The sequence below is a fragment of the Pelagibius sp. genome (assembly GCF_965249265.1).
GTDB lineage: Bacteria > Pseudomonadota > Alphaproteobacteria > Kiloniellales > Kiloniellaceae > Pelagibius.
On sequence record NZ_OZ252224.1, the window covers coordinates 4,189,408 to 4,211,176 of the forward strand.

Consider the following 21,769-nt stretch of genomic DNA (forward strand, 5'->3'; position numbering starts at 1 on the left):
TCGCCATGATTAAAGGGAGCTTTATCGAAAACCTCGGCCGGGTGTATGCGATGTACACCGGCGGTTTTCTCGTCTTCGTCGCGTTGATGGCCATCCTTGAACAGATGGGTGTCGGTGCCGACACGATCGGCATTCTCTTCGTTGCCTTCACAGTCGTCATCTACGCCTTGATCGGCTGGCTGTCGCGCACCATGCAGGTCGATGCCTATTACGTCGCCGGGCGCGAAGTGCCCGCCGTCTACAATGGCATGGCGACGGCGGCGGACTGGATGTCCGGCGCGTCCTTCGTCGCCCTGGCCGGCGGCATCTACTTCGGCGGCTACGGCTATCTGGGCTTCATCGTGGGCTGGACCGGCGGCTACGTGCTGGTGAACTCGCTGATGGCGCCATACCTGCGCAAGTTCGGCTGCTACACGGTGCCGGATTTCATCGGTACGCGTTACGGCGGCAATGTCGCCCGCTTCTGCGCCGTTGTTATCCTGGTGGTCGCCTCGTTCACCTATGTGACGGCACAGATCAACGCCTCGGGCACCATCGCCGCCCGCGCCCTGCACATCCCGTTTGAGTTCGGCGTCTGGATTGGCCTGCTTGGTATCCTGCTGTGTTCGATGCTCGGCGGTATGCGGGCGGTGACCTGGACCCAGGTGGCCCAGTACATCGTGCTGATTATCGCCTATCTGGTGCCGGTTTTCTGGATGTCGAACAAACAGGGCTTCGGGATGATCCCGCATTTCTCCTATGGGGATGCGGTCGCCCGGATCCAGGAGTTGGAACCCCTCGTCAGTCTTGGGGTTGCGGCAACGGAAAGTGCGCCCTTTGGCGGTGTCAGGATTCTGACCACGCCGCACAACGACCCGCAGGGCGGCATGGACTCCTGGAAGTTCGTCTCCCTGGCCTTCTGCATGATGGCGGGCACGGCTTCTCTGCCGCACATTCTGATGCGTTACTTCACGACGCCGTCAGTTCGTGCAGCGCGCAAGTCGGTCGCCTATTCGCTGTTCTTCATCTTCCTGCTGTACTTCACGGCGCCGGCCCTGGCCACGCTGACGAAGCTGCAGCTTCTGGATCCAACCCTGCCGACGGCAATCATCGGACAGTCCTTTGAAGCCGTGAAAAGCCTGGCCTGGGTGCAGAACTGGGAGAGCGTGAACATGCTGTGGCTGTCAGACAGCAACGGCGACGGCATCCTGCAGCTGAACGAGTTCTTCATGCGGCCCGATATCGTCGTGCTGGCAACGCCGGAAATCGCCGGACTGCCTTACGTGATCTCCGGTCTGGTCGCCGCTGGTGGCTTGGCGGCCGCCATGTCGACCGCCGACGGCCTGCTGCTGGCCATCGCCAACGCCCTCAGCCATGATCTCTACTACAAGATCATCGACCCGAAGGCGGACACGAAGCATCGTCTCGTCGTTGCCCGCATCCTGTTGGTGGGTATCGGCTGTGCGGCCGCCCTGGTGGCGAGCCTTCAGCTCACCGGTATCCTGGGTGCGGTGGCCTGGGCGTTCTGTTTCGCGGCATCGGGCTTGTTCTTCCCCTTGGTTCTCGGGGTCTGGTGGAAGCGGGCCAATACCCAAGGGGCAATCGCCGGTATGATCTGCGGTTTCGTTGCGGGTTCGGCCTATCTCTACCTGATCCACAACGGCATCATTGAGCCGATCTATGCGATCGACGGCCTGCGGTTTGCCCTCATCGGCATGCCGGTCAGCCTGATCGCCATGGTGGTGGTCAGCCTGATGACCCCGGCACCCGATGCCGAGACCCAGGCGATGGTGGATGAGGTTCGTATCCCCTCCGGCGGAACGATCCTCGACGCAAAACACTAGCGTCAAAGACTGAAATGAGTGAACCTCGGGGGGCGGAGATTTCCGTCCCCCGATCTTTTTGGCCCTGATGTAGTTACACTCGATCCCTTCGATGAGAGCACTTGGATAAGTCCGGATGAGCGACTCGATTGCCTTCCTGCCGCTCTGGGTCCTGGCCCTCGACTACGTCCTGGGTGTGATCATGTGGACGCTGATCGGCCGCGTCGCCATGAACCTCTTCCTGCCGGAAGATTCGAACTTCTTCTTCATGAAGGTCTTCGTGAAGGGGACCAACCCGATCATCCGCGCCTTTCGGCCGATCACGCCGAGTTTTCTGCTCGACCCCCTGGTGCCGCTTTACGTCGCCTGGTTCTTTTTCATGATCCGCTTTTACCTGATGCCCTGGCTTCTCGGCTATTCAGTCATGGGCATGTTGTCGTTTCCTCTGGAAGGGGAAATCGCCGGCGCGATCTGGGAAACCTTCAACTAGCCTGCTTGGCCGCAAAGAGACTGCGCAGGGCTGACGCGCATCCGCCAGCCGTGCACAGCTCTTTCAGTGCCTCTTTTCTTCAGATGCCGCTGCGCTTTGGCAGGGCGGCATAGAGGTGAACATGGGCAACCTCGGCAAAATCGCCGGGAAGAGCGCCATAGGTCTTGCCGTCACTGTGCCAGGCAATGGCCAATCCGGCGAAAAGATGCTCCCCGGTCAACTGCAGGCAAGGCTTGAATGCCGCGTTGAAGGTCGCGTTTCCGTCATCATCGGCCGTGAAAACCGACTGCGTGCCGTCGCGCTTGCCGACCGGCAGGTCGTAGGTTCCGATGAAAGGCGTGGTCGGCGGTGACGCCATGAAGAAGTGCCACATGGTGTAAACGCCGTCAGGCACCAGGCCGGTGAAGTCGACGGACAGATGCCCGGCGCCATCGGCGCAGCTGTATTGGGCCTCACCTTTCGCGTCGAGCCATTCACCCAGGGTGAGGCCAAGCGGCTGGCCCTTTGGCCAGGGCCCGTTCGCTGTTTCGTCGAAGGGTTCGTGCGCAAGAGGTTCTGCCGCCGCGTAGAGGGGCAGGCTCAGATCCCGGTCGCCCTTGGTCGGACGAAAGACCTCTCCAGACCCCGGCTCGCGTTCGATCAGGACATCCTGTTCGGCCAGATCATCGTCAATATGACGCTTGAACCGGAAAGTGAGGCTGACCGGCGCGTCATAGGCGGCCTCGGCCGCAGGCGTGGTAGCCTCTCCCGCCCGAACAACGCCGCCCCCAAAAGCAATTCCCGCGCCTAGGGCAAACAGGGCCGAGGTCGTCATCAATAAATTTCTGGAACTCATCTAAAGATCCTTTGCAAAGATGCGGCGACTTATCCGGTTTTTGACTGCAGGGCGAAGGGGCCGGCAGTCAGGGTCAAATCGCTTGATATTCAGTCCGGCACCGGCAGGCCGCTGGGCACCGTCTCTGGAACCAGGTCGCTCTGGTCGCGGCTGCGCGGATCGGTCAGCGAGCTGAGAAAAGCCAGAAGATCCTCAACCTCGTCGTCATCCAGAGGAACCGCCGGCAGTTCGTTGGCTTGCGCGATTGGCTGGCGAAGTGCCGGGGTCTCTTGCACCCAGGTATCGCGGCGCAGATAGTCGGCCATGCGCTTGGGGTTGACCGCTTCGTAGGTCAATTGCGACCCCTCCGCCGTCGGCTCGACAACGATGCCGAGCGCCGGTAGATCCGCCGCGTCCTGGCGGAAACTCTCAAGGGACGACGTGGGATCAAGATGATGCCGAACGACGTCTTCCAGGCGGTTGAAGCTGCCCGCATGTCCCCAGGGCCCGGTCAGTTCAACGTTGCGCAGGGACGGCGTCCGAAAGCGGTACTTGTCGGCGTTCTTGAACGTCACACGGTAGCGCCCGAAGTCCTCGAGCCGCCCGGCAAACCCGGTGCTCTGCCAATAAGACTGCTCCCATCCATCGTTCTTGCCCGGTCCGATCTGTGGCATGGCGATGGCATGAAACCGCTGATCGGTCTGGAATTTGCCGCTATGGCAGCCGCTGCATCCGGCAGCGCCATAAAACAAGTCCATGCCGCGGCGGGCCGCCGCTGTCAGGTGGGCGGGGTCACGGTCACGGAGATAGCGGTCAAAAGGGCTGTCGTCGGGCCGAAACGCCGTGGCTTCGAAGGCCGCAATGGCGTTGGCGGCATGGACAAAGCGGATGTCTTCGGCAGCGGTGACTTCCGGGAAGGCCGACTTGAAGAGCGTTACATATTCGGGAATCGCCTGAAGGCGCGCCGCCAGAAGCCCCCAGGCCCCCGTCGGCCCCTCAAGATGATCCAGGGCCACGGCCGTGGCAATCGGGTTTTCGCCTTTGTGCCCGGCCATCTCAACCGGCGACAGCACCGGAAACAAGGCCTGGGCAGCCAGCACACTGTCCAGGCCCTGCGGCAGTTTCTCGCGCGCCGGCGTCCAAAAGCCGCTGGGCCAGGTGTGCCGGTGATCGACTTCTACCCGCCCGTCGTGGTTCAGGCGCTCGAACGCCCTTGCACCGAGGAAGTAGAGCGCCGGGGCGTTGCGCGGTACCCGGCCAAGCAACGGCGAAGAGGCGTTGCTGCGGCGATCCTTGCCGAGACCACTGGCGCCTTCGCCAAGGGAAAGAGAAACCGCATCTGATGTGCCCGTTGTCGGATGATGACAGGTCGCGCAGGCTATGTTGCGATTGCCGCTCAGGATCTTGTCGAAAAACAACAGCCGGCCCAGATGGACCTTCGCCTCGGGCGGGCGCCCGTTATCGTAGAAATCCTCATCGGCGACCGGCACGATACCGGCCGCGGGATCCGCCAGGCTTAAGGCGGGCGCCAGGAGCAACAGTGTTATGACGGCAACGGCGGGGAGAAAACGAAAGTCGCAAAATCGGGGCATGGTAAAGGCTCATTCCCGCGGCTGAGCGGCGGCGTCAGGTATCGCCGATGTCTCATCCGGGGGAAATCGGGCAGCTGTCCCATTCACCGCCGAAAGCCGAGGAATTTAATGGTACAGCTGTCCCGGTCAAAGTCGCCGCAGGCAACGGATCTCAGAGATCCGGCAGTTCGTCCCGGCGCGGCAGGTCGGCACCGCGCCGCGCACAGGTGATGCCCGCCGCATCGATCGCGAAAGCGACGACACGGCGGCAGTCTTCAAGTGACAGCGCGCGCAGCCCTGCGCGTGTCGCCCTGTCCAATTCCTGCAGGCCGCAAAGCAACGCCGCCTGGAAGGTGTCTCCGGCCCCCACGGTATCCACGGTCTCGACCTTCCGGCCGGGCGCCTCGAAAACCTCGCCCCGCAGAGAGACCAGGGCCCCCTCGGAGCCCTTGGTTATGACCACGAGTTGGACGCCCTGCCGATGCCAGGCTGTCGCAACGTCGCCAGCTCCAGCCTTGGGAAAGAGTGTCTCCAGATCTTCGTCACTGACCTTGACGAGATCGGCGGTCTCGGCGAAAGCCTCGACCCGTTCACGCCAACACAGGGCATCCGGCTCGACATTCAGACGCACATTGGGATCGAGCGAGATCAAGCGCTGGCCGCTCTGCTGTTGCGCAAGCGTCAGGAAGGTGGAACCGGTCGGCTCGACAACCAGGGAATAGGAACCGAAGTGCAGCCCAGTGATGTCTTCGGCAAGGTTCGGGAGATCAACCAGGTTCAACACCCGGTCCGCCGCCTCATGGCCGTAAAAGCTGTAGTGCGGAACGCCAGCGGGATCGAGCCCGACCAACGCCAAGGTGGTGGGATTGGCTTTGCCGATGACGTGACGGGTATCGACCCCTTCCTCGCGCAACACCCGCTCCAGCCGCCGGCCCAGCGGATCTTCGGATATCCCGCCGAAGAGCGCCGCCTCACGCCCCAGGCGCGAAAGACCGATCGCGACATTGAAAGGCGAGCCGCCGATGCGCGCATCCAGGGTGAAGCCGGTAGCCGTCTCTTCGGCGGGGAAAACGTCGTAGAGAGCCTCGCCGCAAATCAAAAACATGCCGTACAATTCCTAGCTGAAAAAAGTGGGGCGCGAAGTCAGAGATCTATATCGCGCCCCAGGCAAGTCGGCGGTCCGCCATGGCCGAAACGCCGCAGGGAGAGTCCGTTGGTCCTAATTCAAAACCGCCCCTTCGGGCAGCGCCATCTCCGCTGGCGGATCCATCGCGCCGGTCATGATGGCCACGGCATCGGACATGGAGAAGTCCTGGGGGCGGATGACCGCGTGGCGCCTGCTCAGCCGGTGAATGTGGATGCGGTCCGCAACCTCGAAGACATGCGGCATGTTGTGGGAGATCAAGACAATGGGCATGCCGCGCGCCTTCACGTCCTGGATCAGCTCCAACACCCGGCGGCTCTCCTTCACGCCCAGCGCCGCCGTGGGTTCGTCCATGATGACGAACTTGGTGGCGAAGGCAGCAGCACGGGCCACCGCGACGCCCTGGCGCTGTCCGCCCGACAGAGTCTCAACGGCCTGGGTAATAGACTGAACGGTCATCAAGCCGAGTTCGGTCAGCTTGTCGCGCGCAAAGTCGCGCATTTTCTTCTTGTCGAGCATCTTGAAGACGGACCCGGCAATACCTTCCTTATGAATCTCGCGGCCGAGAAACATATTGTCGGCGATCGACAAGGCCGGCGACAGGGCGAGGTTTTGATAGACGGTTTCGATGCCCGCGTCCCGCGCTTCCATCGGCGAGGCAAAGCGGATCTCTTCACCGTCCAAACGGATCTCGCCTTCATCGATCTGAACGGCGCCGCATAGCGCCTTCACTAGGGTTGACTTGCCGGCACCGTTGTCGCCGATGATCGCCAGCACCTCACCGGGAAAGAGGTCGAAGTCGGCGCTATCCATGGCCGTCACACGGCCGTAGCGCTTTGTGAGGCCGCGGCCGGTCATAACAGGTTTCAGGCTCATGCGCTTACCCTCCGGATCCACTGGTCCATGGCTACGGCGACAATGATGAGAAGGCCGACGGCAAAGGTCTGCCATAGGACGTCGACGCCCCCGAGCTTGAGGCCGGAGCGGAACACGCCGACAATCAAGGCGCCGAAAAGGGTGCCGAAGATCGCACCGCGGCCGCCGAACAGGGAGGTGCCGCCGATCACGACCGCCGTAATGGCATCGAGATTGCCTTCGTAGAACGATTGCGGGGAGGCGGAACCGACGCGGCCGATGGCCGCCCAGCCGCCAAGCGCACAGAGAAAGCCGGCGGCCCCGTAAACCGACAGCAGCACCCGGTCGGTGCGGATGCCGGAAAGCTCCGCCGCCTCCCGGTCATCGCCCACGGCGTAGACCGCCCTTCCCCAGGCCGTCCAGTTCAAGGCGTACCAGAGAACGATGAAGATGCCGACCATCAGGAAAGAGCCCAGAGTGAACTGCGCGCCCAGCAGTTCCACCCTGAGGCCGAAGACCTTCAACAGCGGCGCCGTCGCATCGATATCCTGGCTGCGAACCGTTTCGGATTCCGAATACCAGAGATTGAGGGCGAAGAAGATCGACCAGGCCCCCAGGGTAACGATGAAGGGCGGCAGCCGCAGTTCCAGCGCCGGCCCGAAATTCAGCCATCCGATGGCAAGGCCGGCGATCATGCCGATCGGCACGACATAGATGAGCGGCAGATCGAGGCCCAGCAGGAAAACCCAGGAAAGCAACGCGACGGCAATGGGCACCAGGCGCGCCCGGGTTGCCAGGCTGCCGTTGAAGAGGCCACAGGCAAGGCCGACGCTGAGGCCGATGACAACGGCCAGAATCGCGGGCACATCGCCCTGAACCGCGAGGCGGCCCATCACCATGTAGCTCAGCACCATGATCGCGGCGACGCTGAGGTCGATGCCGGCGGTCAGAATGACGAGCGTCTGGGCGGCGCCCAGAATGCCGATAATCGTGACCTGCTGGATGATGAGCGAGAGATTGAACGCCGAGAAGAAGTTGTTGGCGATGACCCCGAAGACAAGGCAAGAGAGAATCAGAACCACCACCGGCGCAGCGGTCGGATTGGCATGCAGGAAGTGATGGAATTTCGCCAACGGTGAGGTGTCCCGCATCTCGAAAGACGCGGCCTCGGTTGAACTCTGATCAAGAACTTTCTCGAAATCCTGAGGTCCGCGCGGCGGCACTGCCCGGTCGTCGGCCATAGCGATTCCTCCCAAGATTTTTGGTTATTGGGGGAGGCGCGGCGAACGCCTCCCCATGCTTTCTCGAGTCCCGGTAGCTTACCCGGTGAGGCGGGTCATCAGCCCCAGCACTTCTTCAGGGCCTCTTCGGAGGTGATCGAAGGAATGCCGTCGACCGGTTCGTCGGTGACCAGCTCGACACCCGTATTATAGAAGCTCAACCCTTCGGAATTCGCCGGCTTCACGCCCGTCTTGGCGTATTCAGCCACCGCTTCCACGCCCAGCGAGGCCATCAGCAGAGGGAACTGCATGGAGGTCGCCCCGATAACCCCGTCCTTCACGTTCTGGACGCCGGGGCAACCGCCGTCGACCGAGACGATCAGCACCTGATCGGCCAGCCCGAAAGACTTCAGGCCCTCATAGGCACCCGCCGCCGCCGGCTCGTTGATGGTGTGGATCACGTTGATGCCCGGATCCTTCTGCAACAGGTTCTCGATGGCGGTGCGCCCGCCTTCTTCCGAGCCCAGCGTCGAATCGCCGCCGACGATCCGCGGATCGTCTTCATCGTACATCCTGTCGATGTTCTTCACATCGACGCCGAAGCCTTTAAGGAAGCCCTGGTTGCGCAGGACATCCACGGTGATCTGCGCCTCGGAGAGGTCGAGCGTGGCAATCTTCGCCTTTGTGGTGTCGCCCATCTTGGCGGCGGCCCATTGACCGATCAGCTCGCCGGCCCTGAAGTTATCGGTTGCGAAGGTGGCGTCCGCGGAGTCCGCGGGATCGAAGGGCGTGTCCAGGGCAATAACCAGAAGCCCGGCTTCGCGCGCCCGCTTCACCGTGTCGGCAAGACCGGCCGGGTCGGAGGGGGTGATCAGGATGCCCTTGGCCCCGGCGGCGACCAGACTCTCGATGGCCTCGATCTGGGCCTCGTTGTCGCCATCGTATTTGCCGGCGAAGGTGCGCAGCTCGACACCCATCTCCTTGGCCTTGGCCTCGGCACCCTGGCGCATTTTCACGAAGAAGGGATTGGTGTTGGTCTTGGTGATCAGGCCGACGATAACGTCCTCGGCCAGAACCGGCGTTGCAAAGCCGCTCATCGCGAGCAGGCCTGCAGCGGTCAGGGTTCCAAAAAGCCCGGCTTTCTTGGCGATTTTCATAGCGGTAGTCCTCCCTTGAGGCGTGACGTGTTTTCCGTTTCGTTTTTTTCGGAGTTTTACCTGCCGACCCGATCCCCGGGCCAACCACTCCCTATGTTCCGATTTAAACGCTGGCCGTGTATCTTGTCAATAAATAAATCAAATTGAGTTTCTTATTGGCAGCAGCACGGAAATGAACCATGATGACCGCGAATAAACAGCACCGCCGAAGGCCGCGGCACTCTATATTGAGCGGCACAGACCCGAAAACGGGCCGGCGGGGTCACCAAGGGAGAAAATCGATGAAGACAATCCAAGGCGGCACCGGGACCCTGACCCGGCAATCGATGGCCTTTGTCCTGGCCGGCGGCCGCGGCAGCCGGCTCGAGGAATTGACGGACCGCCGCGCCAAGCCGGCGGTCTATTTCGGCGGCAAGAGCCGGATCATCGACTTCGCCCTCTCCAATGCGGTGAATTCCGGCATTCGCCGGATCGGTGTGGCGACCCAATACAAGGCCCACAGTCTGATCCGTCATTTGCAGCGCGGTTGGAACTTTTTCCGGGCAGAGCGGAATGAAATGCTCGATATCCTCCCCGCCTCCCAGCGTGTCGACGAAGGGCATTGGTATCTGGGCACCGCCGATGCCGTGACCCAGAACATCGACATCATTGAAAGCTACGGCGTGAAGTACCTCGTCGTGCTGGCCGGCGACCACATCTACAAGATGGATTACGGGGTCATGCTCGCCCAGCACGTCGATTCCGGCGCCGACGTGACCGTCGGCTGCATAGAGGTGCCGCGCATGGAGGCGACGGGCTTCGGCGTCATGCATGTCGACGAAACCTCGCGCATCATCGACTTCGTCGAGAAACCGGCCGATCCGCCGGCGATCCCCGGCAAACCCGACCAGGCTCTGGCATCCATGGGCATCTATGTCTTCGAGACGGCCTTTCTGATCGACCTGCTGCGCAAGGATGCCGCCGACCCGGAGTCAGACCACGACTTCGGCAAGAATCTCATTCCCAGCCTGGTGAAAACCGGCAAGGCCGTCGCCCACAGATTCTCGGATTCCTGCGTCATCACAGGCACCGAGAAACAGCCCTACTGGCGCGATGTCGGCACCGTCGATTCCTTCTGGCAGGCCAACATCGATCTGACGAACTTCGAACCGGAGCTCGATATCTACTCGCAGGACTGGCCGATCTGGACCTACAGCGAGGTGACGCCACCGGCCAAATTCATCCATGACGAGGACGACCGGCGCGGTTCCGCGGTCTCCTCCATGGTCTCCGGCGGCTGCATCATTTCCGGCTCCAACGTCTCCGAAAGCCTGCTCTTCACCGGCGTGCACTGCCATTCCTACAGTAACCTGGACAAGGTGGTCGCCCTGCCCTATTGCACCATCAACCGCAATGCCCGGCTGACCAACGTCGTGCTCGATCGCGGTGTTTCCGTGCCCGAAGGGCTGGTGGTGGGTGACGATCCCGAAGAAGACGCGCGGCATTTTCGGGTCACGGCAAACGGCGTGACCCTTGTCACGCAAAACATGATTGACAGTATGAACCGCTGAGCGGCCCAGTACCAAACAAGGCGCCTTGCCCCAAAAGCTTTTCGACTCTCTTATTCTGACCCCTCCTGGAATTCTTGCTGCATGAAGGTTCTGTTCGTCGCATCGGAATGCGTCCCCTTCATCAAGACCGGCGGCCTCGCCGACGTCGTGGGTGCCCTGCCCGCGGCGCTGGCCTCTGAGGGGGTCGAGGCCCGGGTGCTGCTGCCCGCCTATCCCGCGGTGAAAGCCGCCTTGCCCAAAGCAAAAGTCTTGAGACAGTTTCCGCGTTCTTTCGGCGGGCGCGGACAGTTGATCGCCGGCAAGGCGGCGGACCTGGATGTCATCGCCCTGGAGGCCCCGCATCTCTACGACCGCCCCGGCAATCCCTACCTCGCCGCAAACGGCAAGGACTGGCCGGACAATCACCTGCGCTACGGCGCCCTCTGCCGCGTCGCCGCCCGCATTGCGGTGGAAGGCTGCGACGGCTGGCAGCCGGATGTGGTGCACCTCCACGACTGGCAGGCCGGATTGACCGCGGCCTATCTGAAACTCGGTCGCCGCGCCGCGCCGCCCTGCGTCACGACGATCCACAACATCGCCTTTCAAGGGCTCTTCCCGGAGAAGACCGTGGAGACGCTCGGTCTGCCGGAAAAGGGCTTTCATCCAGAGGGCTTCGAATACTTCGGCAAGCTCGGCTTTCTGAAAGCGGGCCTTGTCTATGCGGAGCGGATTACCACCGTCAGCCCGACCTACGCCCGGGAGCTGACCAGCGCCGAGTTCGGTATGGGCCTGGAAGGAGTCATCGCCGCCCGGCGGGCCCAGGTCAGCGGAATCCTCAATGGCATCGACCTTGATATCTGGAACCCCGCAGCCGATCCGGAAATCGCCAAAACCTACTCCGCCAAAGCCCCGGCCGGAAAAGCCGCCAACCGGAAGGCCCTGGCAGAACGCTTCAAGCTGGACCCGGACAGCCGCGCGCCGCTGTTCTGCGTCGTCAGCCGCCTGACTCGGCAAAAGGGCCTCGACCTGTTGCTCGAAGCCTTGCCGCGTCTCATCGGGCGGGGCGCGAGCCTGGCGGTGCTCGGCTCCGGCGACGCCGATCTGGAAGCCGCCTATACGGCCGCTGCGCGCGAAAACCCGGGCCGGCTGGGCGTGGTGATCGGCTACGACGAGGCCCTGTCCCACCTGATGCAGGCGGGGGCGGACTCGATCCTGGTGCCATCGCGCTTCGAGCCCTGCGGCCTGACCCAGCTCTATGGTTTGCGTTACGGCACCCTGCCGCTGGTCGCGCGCACCGGCGGCCTGGCCGACACCGTGATCGACGCCAACGAGGCCGCGCTTCAGGCCGGCGTTGCCACAGGGTTTCAGTTCGCCCCCGTCGCCACCGCGCCGCTGGCCGATGCCATCGACCGCTGCTGCGATGCTTTTGCCGACTCCAAGGCCTGGGGCGCCATGGTGCGGCGCGCGATGAAGCATCCGGTCGGCTGGGAAACCTCCGCCGCCGCCTATGCGAAGGTCTATCGGGAGATGATCGAGGCCCAACGATGAAGGTGGCGCAGCGATGAAGGGGACAAACGAGTCCATCCTCCGCGCCGGGCAGCCCCATCCCCTGGGACTGCAGTGGGACGGCGAAGGCGTCAACATCGCCGTCTTTTCCGAACATGCCACGAAGATCGAGCTTTGCCTGTTCTCCGACGACGGAGAGAAGGAAACGGCGCGGCTGGCTTTGCCGGAGAAAACCGGTCCGGTCTGGCACGGTTACCTGCCGGGCCTGCTGCCGGGCAGCCTCTATGGGCTGCGTGCCCACGGCCCTTTCGCCCCGGAACAGGGTCATCGCTTCAATCCCAACAAACTGTTGCTCGACCCCTACGCCCGCGCGCTGAGCGGCAGGGTGGTGGCCGGCGATACCACTCTTGGCTACGACCCGGCGGCGGCCGAGGAAGATCTGTCCTTTTCGACCAAAGACAGTGCCGCGGAGATGTCCAAGTGTGTGGTCACCGAGACCCCGGCGGCGGTCTCTCCCGGCGAGCGGCCCAACACCGCCTGGGCGGATACGGTTCTCTATGAAGCCCACCCCAAGGGCCTGACCCAACTTTGGGAGCGGGTGCCGCCGCCCCTGCGCGGCAGTTATGAGGGTCTCGGCGCCGACCCGGTGCTGGAGCACCTCACCGCCCTCGGTGTCACGGCGATCGAACTGATGCCGGTCCAGGCCTTCGTCGACGACCGCTGGCTGGTACAGAAAGGTCTGGTGAACTACTGGGGTTATAACTCCATCGGTTTCTTTACGCCGGAACCACGTTACTTCGGCCCGGGCGGACTCGCCGGCTTCCGCGAGACGGTGCGCCGGCTTCATGGCGCCGGGATCGAGGTCATTCTGGATGTGGTCTATAACCACACGGCCGAGGGCGACCAGACCGGCCCCACCCTGTCGTTTCGCGGCCTCGACAACGCGAGCTACTATCGCCTGCAGCAGGGTCATGCGCGCTACTACGTGAACGAAACCGGCTGCGGCAACACTCTGAACGTCGCCCACCCCTTCGTGTTGCGGCTGGTGATCGACAGCCTGCGCTGGTGGGTCGAAGCGATGGGCATAGACGGCTTTCGCTTCGACCTCGCCACCACCCTGGGACGGGAAGCCCAAGGTTTCGACGCCGCCGGCGGCTTTTTCGATGCCCTGCGTCAGGACCCGGTGCTGGCCGGGGTCAAGCTGATCGCCGAACCCTGGGATCTCGGACCCGGCGGCTATCGCCTCGGCGCATTCCCGCCGGAGTTTGCCGAATGGAACGATGCCTTCCGCGACGGCCTGCGCAAGTTCTGGCGCGGCAATGCACACAGCGCCCAGGAAATAGCGGAGCGATTGCTGGGCTCGGCAAGCACCTTCGACCGCGACGGCCGGCGCAGTTGGGCCTCGGTAAACTTCGCCGCCTGTCATGACGGCTTCAGTCTCGCCGATGTCGCGGCCTATGCGGAAAAGCACAATGAGGCCAACGGCGAGGACAATCGCGACGGCCATCACGAAAACTACAGCGACAACTGCGGCGTCGAGGGAGAGACCGACGACCCGGAAATCCGCCTGCGCCGCGCCCAGCGCCAGCGCAACCTGCTGTCGACGGTTTTCCTCGCCCAGGGTACGCCGATGCTGCTGGCCGGCGATGAAATCGGCGCCAGCCAGCAAGGCAACAACAACGCTTACTGCCAGGACAACAAAATCAGTTGGATCGACTGGTCATCGGTCGACAATACCCTACTCGGCTTCACCCGGCGGCTGATCGCCTTTCGCAAGACTCATCCTTGTCTCAGGCAGAGTTGGTTCCTGCATGGCGGTGAGCGCCGGCAGGACGGCGAATCGGATGTGGCCTGGCTGGGCTTTGACGGCAACCCGGTCAACTGGAGTGACCCGGGCCTCGAAGGCTTTTGCCTCTTGCTGCGGGAGTCGGCGGAAGCACCGGCCTATGCGACCGACGGCGACGTGGTGTTTTTGGTCTTCAACGGCTGCTTCAAGCCGGTGACAGCGCAACTACCGCCTCTGTCCGGCGACAGGGTCTGGGTGCGCGCCCTCGATACGGCGCAGCCGGAATCGAGCCGGGCCGTTTGCAGCGGCAGGACCCAGACGATCCCGGCCCAGGCTGTGGTCGCATTCGAAACCGGAACCGTCCTGTGACCCGAGGAGGTGCAACCGAAGACAGCCTGCAACGCCTGGCCGAAGCCATCGGCATTCTGCCCCGTTGGCACCATCTTTCCGGCGCAGAACAGACCACGGGACCGGAGACCCAACGCGCCCTCCTCGCCGCCATGGGTTTCGCTGCGGCAAGCGACACCGAGGCGGCGGAGACCCTGCAGGCCCTCACAGCCGAAACCGCCGCGCGGCGGATACCCCGGGAAATCGTTGTCGAAGCCGATGCCGAGACGACCTTTCCGCTGACAGACGTCACCGACTGGCGCTTGGAACTGGAGCAAGGCGGAACGCTCTCTGGCACCGCGGCAGAAACCGCAACCATCGCCCTGCCCGCCGGCCTGCACCGCCTCGTCGCCGGGGATCAGAGTTGTCTGGTCATCGCCGCCCCAAAACGCGCGCCCGCGGTCAGCGACTTGCTTTCGACTACAGACGAAGGACCGCGCCCCTGGGGTGTCACCGGGGCCCTTTACGGCTTGCGCTCCGACAAAAACCTGGGCGTCGGTGACTATCGGGATCTCGGCGACGCCTGCAGGGCGCTCGGCACTTGCGGCGCCCAGTTTTTCGGCATCAATCCGATCCACGCCAGCGGCGTGATGAACGACGATGTCAGTCCCTATGCGCCTACCTGCCGCACCGCTTTGGAACCACGCCATATCGCCGTTGACGGCATTCCGGGTTTTGCCGATTGCAAAGAAGCGCAACGACTGCTCCACGACAACACAGCCGACCTTGTCGCCGCGAGGGAGGGCGATGAGGTTGCCTATGCGATCCAGGAAAAGATACAGCCGCAAATCCTGCGGGCGCTGTTCAAGACTTTCAATGACACCGGGCGGACCGCCGACTTCGACGCCTGGCGGCAGGCCCGCGGCCTCGCCCTGGAACGTTTCGCCCGCTTCGAGGCCATCTCGCAACGTCACGGCGCCGATTGGCGGCGCTGGCCACAAGACCTGCAGGCGGCCGGAAGTGCCGCCGTTGAGAACTTCGCCGGGGAACATGCGGCGGAGATCCGCTATCACGCCTGGCTGCAATGGCTGGCGGAGAACCAAGTCGGTAACGCACAGACCGCCGCGCGGCAAGCCGGGATGGGGCTCGGCCTCTACCTCGACCTCGCCGTCGGCGTGCGGCCGGGCAGTGCGGACACCTGGGCCGACCCGGATTGTTTTGCAAAGGGCGTGTCCCTGGGCGCACCGCCCGATGGTTTCAATCCCCAAGGCCAGGTCTGGAATCTCTCGCCCTTCAACATTCCGGCCCTGCGAAAGGCCGCTTACCGGCCTTTCGTCGAGACGCTGCGCGGCGTGATGCGCCATGCCGGCATCATCCGCATCGACCATATTCTGGGTATCAACCGCGGATTCTGGGTGCCGGAGAATGGGGCCCCGGGCGGCTATGTCACCTATCCGATGGAAAGCCTGCTCGCCCTTGTGAAACTGGAGGCGGCCCGGGCCGGTTGTATCGTGGTCGGCGAGGACCTGGGATCGGTCCCCGAGGGCCTGCGCGGCTGGCTGGTCGAAGCCGGTCTGCTGGGCTGCGCTGTCCTGCAGTTCGAAAAAGAGGGCGACCGCTTTCGCGATCCCTGCGCCTATGCGCCTTCAACCCTCGCCAGCTTCGGCACCCATGACATGCCGACCATGCGTGGCTGGTGGCGCGGCAGTGACACCGATCTCCGCCGCGACACCGGCCAGATCAGCGATGAAGCACAGGCGCGTGCGCAGCAAGAACGCAGCGGCGAGCGCGCCGCCCTGCTTCGGCTTCTTGAGGACAAAGGCTTGCTCGCTGAGGGCAGTGCCCTTGAGGAGGCACCGGTCACCGCCCTGCACCGCCTGCTGGCCGGAGCAGGCTCCGACCTCGTCGCCGTACAGCTGGATGACGCCCTGGGCAACCTGGAGCAACAGAACCTGCCCGGTACTGTCAGCGAATATCCCAATTGGCGACGCCGCTATCGGATCAAGGTCGAGAATCTCGGCCAGGAACCGGGGCTCGCCGCCATCGCCGAAATCTTCAACGCCGCAGCCTCCGCCGATGCAACGGATACGGCGGCCGAAAAGGAGAAACAGCCGTGGATGTAATCTCCGTCGCAACTTCCGCCATCGAAGGACAGAAACCCGGCACCTCGGGCCTGCGCAAGCAGACCCGCGTCTTCATGGAGCCGGGCTTCCTTGAAAACTTCGTCCAGTCGATCTTCGATGCGGTCGGCGGCCTGCAGGACAAAACCCTCACCCTGGGCGGCGACGGGCGCTACTTCAACAAGCGGGCGATCCAGACCATCCTGAAGATGGCAGCAGCCAACGGCGCCGTCCGCGTGCTGGTCGGGCAGAACGGTATTCTTTCGACCCCCGCCGCTTCCGCTGTGATCCGCGCACGCAAGACCGACGGCGGCCTGATTCTCTCGGCCAGCCACAATCCCGGTGGCGCGGACGGCGACTTCGGCCTCAAGTACAACATTCCCGCCGGCGGCCCGGCTCCGGAGTCCGTGACCGAGGCAATCCATCGGCGCAGTCTGGAACTCACCGAATACCGGATCATCGAGACCGACGACGTGGATCTCTCCCTCTGCGGCGAGCAGCAGATGGGCGGCATGACCGTTGAGGTGATCGATCCAGTGGCGATCTATGCCGAAGTTATGCGCGGGCTCTTCGACTTCGATGCCATCCGCGCGCTCATTGCTTCCGGATTTGCTCTGCGTTTCGATGCCATGCACGCGGTCACCGGCCCCTATGCCACCGCCATCCTGGAGGGGGAGCTGGGCGCACCTGTCAGCAGCGTGATGAACGGCACGCCGCTGCCGGACTTCGGCGGCGGACATCCCGACCCCAACCCGGTCTACGCCAAGGAACTGGTCGATCTGATGATGGGCCCGGAGGCGCCGGATTTCGGCGCCGCCTCCGACGGCGACGGCGACCGCAACATGATCGTCGGCCGCGGCACCTATGTGACGCCATCGGACAGCCTGGCGGTGCTGGCGGCCAACGCCCACCTCGCACCGGGTTACAAGGGCGGGCTGAGCGGCGTCGCCCGTTCGATGCCGACCAGCCGTGCCGCCGACCGGGTGGCGGCCAAGCTCGGCATCGCCGCTTTCGAGACCCCGACGGGCTGGAAGTTCTTCGGCAACCTGCTGGACGCCGGCAAGGCCACCCTCTGCGGCGAGGAGAGCGCCGGCACCGGATCGGACCACGTCCGGGAAAAGGACGGCCTCTGGGCGGTTCTCCTCTGGCTCAACATCATCGCCGTGCGGCGCGAGTCGGTGGCGGACATCATGAAAGCCCACTGGCGGGAATACGGCCGCGACTACTACTCGCGCCACGACTATGAGGGGATCGACAAGGAGGCCGCCGAGGCGGTGACCGGCGAACTGCGCCGACGCCTGCCGGAGTTGCCCGGCAAGCGCTTCGCCGGACTCACCGTCGCCGCGGCAGACGACTTCGCCTACGAGGACCCGGTCGACGGTTCCATATCGCGGGGTCAGGGCCTGCGCCTTGTCTTTGCGGAGAACGCAAGGGCCGTCCTGCGCCTTTCCGGCACCGGAACCGTCGGCGCCACCCTGCGGGTCTATCTCGAGCGTTTCGAAGACGATCCAGCCCAAATGGCCCTCGATCCCCAGGAAGCCCTTGCCCCCGTCATCGCCGCCGTGGAGGAAATCACCGGACTCCGCACAAGGATCGGGCGCGACGCCCCGGACGTGCGCACTTGACCTGCCGCGAAATAATAAATCACCAAGAATTATTTGCTTGAAATGAGAGAAAACAGCATGCTGGGCCCCGCAGACAAGCCGCCCAGGCTGCTGCAGTCAAGGCAGGCAACAACGGCACTGGCGACCATGCAAGGTGACAATCAGATCCGTGGCGGGGATCAACTGGGCCTGCGGGCCTACAACAAGCGGATGATCCTGAACCTCATCCGCCAGACCGGCGCGCTGCCGAAGGCTGAAATCGCCCGCCTGACCGGGCTTTCGGCCCAGGCCGTCTCGGTGATCGTCAACGCCCTGCTGAAAGAGAAACTCGTCCGCAAGGAAAAGAAGGTGCGCGGCAAGGTCGGACAGCCGCACACGCCGATCGCGCTGAACGCCAACGGCGTGCTTTCCGTCGGTGTGAAAATCGGCCGCCGCAGCCTCGAGTTGATGTTGGTGAACTTTCACGGCGAATCCATCGCATACAAACAGTTTCCCTATGCCGCCCCAAGGCAGCGCGACGTGGCCGCCCTGCTGCGGCGCGAACTGGCAGACCTGTTGGGTGGTGTCGAGTCTGCCCTGCGCGAGCGCATCATCGGTGTGGGCGTCGCCATGCCGGGCCAGCTTTCAGGCTGGACCGATGTGATGGGTCTCGACCCCAGCGAACTGGTCGATTGGGACAAGGTCGACATCGTCGAGTTCATTGCCCGGGAGACCGGGCTGCCGGTAGAGATCCACAACGACGCCACCGCCGCCTGTGCCGCAGAGATGGTGCTGGGCGGGGCTCTGACATTCTCCAACGCGCTCTACCTCTACGTTGGCACTTTCATCGGCGGCGGCGTGGTCATCAACGGACAGTTGTTCGAGGGATCGCAGAGCAACGCCGGCGCCGTCGGCTCCATGCCGGTGGCGACACCGGGCGGCGAACAGCAGCAGTTGATCCGTCAGAGCTCTCTTTTCCAATTGGAGAATACGATCCGGGAAGCCGGCATTCAGGAGCCGGCGACAATTGCCGACCTGGTGCAGGACCCCCGCGCCAGGAAACACTTCGACGCCTGGCGGCAGTCCGCCGCCGGACCGGTCGCCCAGGCCATCGCCGCCGCCCTCAGCGTGATCGATTTCGAAGGCGTCGTCATCGACGCCATGCTCCACCCTGCTGACGTCGAGGCTTTCGTTCAGGATGTACGCGCCGCGCTTCTAAAGATTGACATGACGGGCACAAGCCCCATGGTGCTGCGCCATGGAAGCATCGGCCCGAAGGCCCGCGTTTCCGGCGCGGCGATTCTGCCGTTGATCCGCCAGTTCTCGCCCGACCAGGAACTGCTGGTGAAGAAAGCGGTCGCCGCAGCTTGACCGCCAGTGATCGCGAAAGAAACTCTGCCTCATCCCTGACGGGATGCGGCATATGCTCCCCCCAAGAGGGTTGAATGTTGAGTGAACTGAAGACCCAGGACTTTTCTCCGGAAACCGATGCGGCAGCCTTGCGCCGATCGATCGAGTACCATCTGCGCTACTCCATCGGCAAAGACCCTGCGGCGGCCACATTGACGGACTGGCGCCTTGCCGTTTCGCGTGCCATTCGCGATCTGGTAATCGCGCCCTGGTTTGAAACCACCCAGCGGGTCTACTCAGAAGGACACAAGAGGGTCTACTACCTCTCCATGGAGTTCCTCATCGGGCGGTTGCTCGAAGACGCGATCCTGAATCTCGGCCTCGACGAGATGCTGCGCGACATTGTCAGTGCTTTCGACGTCGACTATGGCGCGATGCTCACCGATGAACCGGACGCCGCTTTGGGCAACGGCGGCCTGGGGCGGCTCGCAGCCTGTTTTATGGACTCGATGTCCACCGTGGGTTTGGCAGCCTACGGCTACGGCATCCGCTACAACCACGGCCTGTTCCGCCAGTCCTTCGAGGACGGCTGGCAGGCGGAGGAAGCCGAAGACTGGCTGCGCCAGGTGCATCCCTGGGAATTCGAGCGCCCGGAATCCAGCTACCCTATCGGTTTCGGCGGGACGGTCTCGAACGAGGGCGCGCGGACAAGCTGGACTCCGGCGGAAACCGTCCTGGCCGTTGGCTACGACACGCCGGTGCCGGGCTGGCGCGGCCGCTGGTCCAACACCCTGCGCCTCTGGTCTGCAAAGCCGGAGCGCGAGTTCGATCTGGAGCCCTTCAACAGGGGTGACTACATGGCGGCGGCCGCACCCTCGGTCCTGGCCGAAACCATCAGCCGGGTGCTCTATCCCGACGACACCACGGCGCAAGGCAAGGAACTGCGGCTGAAGCAGGAGTACTTCTTCACCGCCGCTTCCCTCGCCGACATCCTCAGACGGTTTCTGGCGCACCAAGGCGACATCGCCAAGCTACCCCAGGCGATTGCCATACAGTTGAACGACACCCATCCAGCCATTGCCTGTCCGGAGCTGCTGCGCCTGCTGGTCGACCATCATGGCCAGGACTTCGAAACCGCTTTCGAGATCGCCCGCGGCTGCCTGCACTACACCAACCACACCCTGATGCCGGAAGCGCTGGAACGCTGGCCGAGCGATTTGATGGGACGCGTCCTGCCGCGCCATATGGAACTGATCGAACGCATCGATGCCCATCACGCCAAGACGACGAAGCGGCCGGAAACGGTGAAAATTCTCGACAACGGCGAAGTGCGCATGGGTGATCTCGCCTTCATCGGCGCGCGCCGGGTGAACGGCGTCTCGGCCCTGCATACCGAACTGATGAAGCAGACGGTCTTCAAGGACCTTCACGAACTCCACCCCGAGCGCGTGGTCAATCAGACCAACGGGGTAACGCCGCGGCGTTGGCTCCACAACTGCAACCCCGCTCTGCGCCAGCTGCTGAACGACAGTATCGGTGAATCCTGGGTCACCGATCTGGATGCTTTGCAGAAGCTCGCACCACAGGCCGATGACCCGGCCTTTCGCGCCCGCTTTGCAGAAGCCAAGGACGCCAACAAACGCCACCTCGCGGCCTATCTGAAGCGCAGTCTCGATGTGACGGTCGACCCGACGGCGATGTTCGACATCCAAATCAAACGGATCCACGAATACAAACGCCAGCTCCTGAACATCCTGCAGGCGGCGGCCCTGTGGAACGCCATCCGCCGGAACCCGGAGGACGCCTGGGCGCCGCGGGTGAAGATCTTCGGCGGCAAGGCGGCGCCCGGCTATGCCATGGCCAAGCAGGTGATCAAACTGATCAATGACATCGGCAAGACCATCAATGCCGATCCCGCCATGGACGGCCTTTTGCAGATCGTCTATCCGCCGAACTACAACGTCTCCATGGCCGAACTGCTGATTCCCGCTGCCGACCTTTCCGAACAGATTTCCACCGCCGGCATGGAAGCCTCCGGTACCGGCAACATGAAACTCTCGATGAACGGTGCCCTTACCGTCGGCACCCTGGACGGCGCCAATGTCGAGATCGGCGATGCCGTCGGCGGGGATAACATCTATATCTTCGGCCTGACGGCGGAAGAGGTTTCCGCCACAAGGGCAAACGGCTACGACCCGGCCAGCCACATTGCCGCCGATCCGCGCTTGAGCGAAGTGCTCGACCAGATCGCCTCCGGCGTCTTCTCCCCCGATGACCCGAACCGCTATGCCGACCTTATCGCCAATCTGCGCCACCACGATTGGTTCATGGTGGCGGCGGACTTCGCCAGCTACTGGGATGTTCAGACGAAGGTCGACGCGGCCTGGCACGATCGTGACGCCTGGCTGCGCAGCGCGGTCATCAACACGGCACAGATGGGCTGGTTCTCGTCCGACCGGACCATTCGCGGCTATGCCCGCGATATCTGGAACGCCGAGCCCGCTTTCTGAGCGAT

At 63.4% G+C, this 21,769-nt stretch carries 15 protein-coding genes; 9 read left to right on the forward strand and 6 right to left on the reverse strand.

All coding sequences use genetic code 11. The features are described 5' to 3' along the window. Positions 1-5: 5 nt before the first annotated feature. Both ACP146_RS19765 and ACP146_RS19770 read left to right on the forward strand, forming a co-directional pair. Positions 6-1,823 (forward strand): sodium:solute symporter family protein, encoded by a 1,818-nt coding sequence (locus ACP146_RS19765; protein ID WP_422368479.1) that lies wholly within the window; start codon positions 6-8, stop codon positions 1,821-1,823. Positions 1,824-1,938: 115 nt separating this feature from the next. Next, positions 1,939-2,292, forward strand: coding sequence for a hypothetical protein (locus tag ACP146_RS19770; protein ID WP_422368480.1), 354 nt, complete (start codon positions 1,939-1,941; stop codon positions 2,290-2,292). Positions 2,293-2,371: 79 nt separating this feature from the next. Here the strand turns inward: ACP146_RS19770 and ACP146_RS19775 are convergent, their stop codons facing one another. From ACP146_RS19775 to ACP146_RS19800, 6 genes are all read right to left on the reverse strand, one after another. Then, positions 2,372-3,106, reverse strand: coding sequence for a hypothetical protein (locus tag ACP146_RS19775; RefSeq protein ID WP_425032963.1), 735 nt, complete (start codon positions 3,104-3,106; stop codon positions 2,372-2,374). A 110-nt stretch (positions 3,107-3,216) separates the two neighbouring features. Beyond that, positions 3,217-4,698: a cytochrome-c peroxidase gene (locus ACP146_RS19780; protein ID WP_422368482.1), complete on the reverse strand. Its 1,482-nt coding sequence runs from the start codon at positions 4,696-4,698 to the stop codon at positions 3,217-3,219. Between the two features lie 151 nt (positions 4,699-4,849). After that, entirely contained in the window at positions 4,850-5,782 is a 933-nt protein-coding gene (locus ACP146_RS19785) for a carbohydrate kinase family protein (protein ID WP_422368483.1), read from the reverse strand. 114 nt (positions 5,783-5,896) lie between these two features. Beyond that, on the reverse strand, positions 5,897-6,697 hold the full coding sequence (locus ACP146_RS19790) for an ATP-binding cassette domain-containing protein (RefSeq protein ID WP_422368484.1): 801 nt from the start codon (positions 6,695-6,697) through the stop codon (positions 5,897-5,899). Continuing rightward, positions 6,694-7,917, reverse strand: a complete 1,224-nt coding sequence (locus ACP146_RS19795) for an ABC transporter permease (protein ID WP_422368485.1) — start codon at positions 7,915-7,917, stop codon at positions 6,694-6,696. The genes ACP146_RS19790 and ACP146_RS19795 overlap by 4 nt, the downstream gene beginning before the upstream one ends. Positions 7,918-8,015: 98 nt before the next feature. Then, entirely contained in the window at positions 8,016-9,053 is a 1,038-nt protein-coding gene (locus ACP146_RS19800) for a sugar ABC transporter substrate-binding protein (protein ID WP_422368486.1), read from the reverse strand. 281 nt (positions 9,054-9,334) lie between these two features. Here ACP146_RS19800 and glgC point away from each other — a divergent pair, with 281 nt between their 5' ends. The 7 genes from glgC to ACP146_RS19835 all read left to right on the forward strand — a co-directional run bounded on the left by glgC (position 9,335) and on the right by ACP146_RS19835 (position 21,764). Continuing rightward, entirely contained in the window at positions 9,335-10,603 is a 1,269-nt protein-coding gene (gene glgC / locus ACP146_RS19805; protein WP_422368487.1) for a glucose-1-phosphate adenylyltransferase, read from the forward strand. A gap of 81 nt (positions 10,604-10,684) precedes the next feature. Further along, positions 10,685-12,130 (forward strand): glycogen synthase GlgA, encoded by a 1,446-nt coding sequence (glgA, locus tag ACP146_RS19810; RefSeq protein WP_422368488.1) that lies wholly within the window; start codon positions 10,685-10,687, stop codon positions 12,128-12,130. Between the two features lie 13 nt (positions 12,131-12,143). Further along, positions 12,144-14,243 (forward strand): glycogen debranching protein GlgX, encoded by a 2,100-nt coding sequence (gene glgX / locus ACP146_RS19815; RefSeq protein WP_422368489.1) that lies wholly within the window; start codon positions 12,144-12,146, stop codon positions 14,241-14,243. After that, positions 14,240-16,324 (forward strand): 4-alpha-glucanotransferase, encoded by a 2,085-nt coding sequence (malQ, locus tag ACP146_RS19820; RefSeq protein ID WP_422368490.1) that lies wholly within the window; start codon positions 14,240-14,242, stop codon positions 16,322-16,324. The genes glgX and malQ overlap by 4 nt, the downstream gene beginning before the upstream one ends. Then, on the forward strand, positions 16,315-17,946 hold the full coding sequence (locus ACP146_RS19825; RefSeq protein WP_422368491.1) for an alpha-D-glucose phosphate-specific phosphoglucomutase: 1,632 nt from the start codon (positions 16,315-16,317) through the stop codon (positions 17,944-17,946). Before malQ ends, ACP146_RS19825 begins: the two co-directional genes overlap by 10 nt. A gap of 57 nt (positions 17,947-18,003) precedes the next feature. After that, complete coding sequence (locus tag ACP146_RS19830; protein ID WP_422368492.1) at positions 18,004-19,275, forward strand: ROK family transcriptional regulator; 1,272 nt, start codon at positions 18,004-18,006, stop codon at positions 19,273-19,275. A gap of 74 nt (positions 19,276-19,349) precedes the next feature. Further along, positions 19,350-21,764 carry a glycogen/starch/alpha-glucan phosphorylase gene (locus ACP146_RS19835; RefSeq protein ID WP_422368493.1) on the forward strand — a complete coding sequence of 805 codons (2,415 nt, stop codon included), beginning with the start codon at positions 19,350-19,352 and terminating at the stop codon, positions 21,762-21,764. Positions 21,765-21,769 lie beyond the last annotated feature (5 nt).

Bases quoted from the DNA above. Each gene is read 5' to 3' on its own strand.
- ACP146_RS19765 (WP_422368479.1), top strand. From the start codon at position 6: ATGATTAAAGGGAGCTTTATCGAAAACCTCGGCCGGGTGTATGCGATG.
- ACP146_RS19770 (WP_422368480.1), top strand. From the start codon at position 1,939: ATGAGCGACTCGATTGCCTTCCTGCCGCTCTGGGTCCTGGCCCTCGAC.
- ACP146_RS19775 (WP_425032963.1), bottom strand. From the start codon at position 3,106: ATGACGACCTCGGCCCTGTTTGCCCTAGGCGCGGGAATTGCTTTTGGG.
- ACP146_RS19780 (WP_422368482.1), bottom strand. From the start codon at position 4,698: ATGCCCCGATTTTGCGACTTTCGTTTTCTCCCCGCCGTTGCCGTCATA.
- ACP146_RS19785 (WP_422368483.1), bottom strand. From the start codon at position 5,782: ATGTTTTTGATTTGCGGCGAGGCTCTCTACGACGTTTTCCCCGCCGAA.
- ACP146_RS19790 (WP_422368484.1), bottom strand. From the start codon at position 6,697: ATGAGCCTGAAACCTGTTATGACCGGCCGCGGCCTCACAAAGCGCTAC.
- ACP146_RS19795 (WP_422368485.1), bottom strand. From the start codon at position 7,917: ATGGCCGACGACCGGGCAGTGCCGCCGCGCGGACCTCAGGATTTCGAG.
- ACP146_RS19800 (WP_422368486.1), bottom strand. From the start codon at position 9,053: ATGAAAATCGCCAAGAAAGCCGGGCTTTTTGGAACCCTGACCGCTGCA.
- glgC (WP_422368487.1), top strand. From the start codon at position 9,335: ATGAAGACAATCCAAGGCGGCACCGGGACCCTGACCCGGCAATCGATG.
- glgA (WP_422368488.1), top strand. From the start codon at position 10,685: ATGAAGGTTCTGTTCGTCGCATCGGAATGCGTCCCCTTCATCAAGACC.
- glgX (WP_422368489.1), top strand. From the start codon at position 12,144: ATGAAGGGGACAAACGAGTCCATCCTCCGCGCCGGGCAGCCCCATCCC.
- ACP146_RS19830 (WP_422368492.1), top strand. From the start codon at position 18,004: ATGCTGGGCCCCGCAGACAAGCCGCCCAGGCTGCTGCAGTCAAGGCAG.
- ACP146_RS19835 (WP_422368493.1), top strand. From the start codon at position 19,350: ATGTTGAGTGAACTGAAGACCCAGGACTTTTCTCCGGAAACCGATGCG.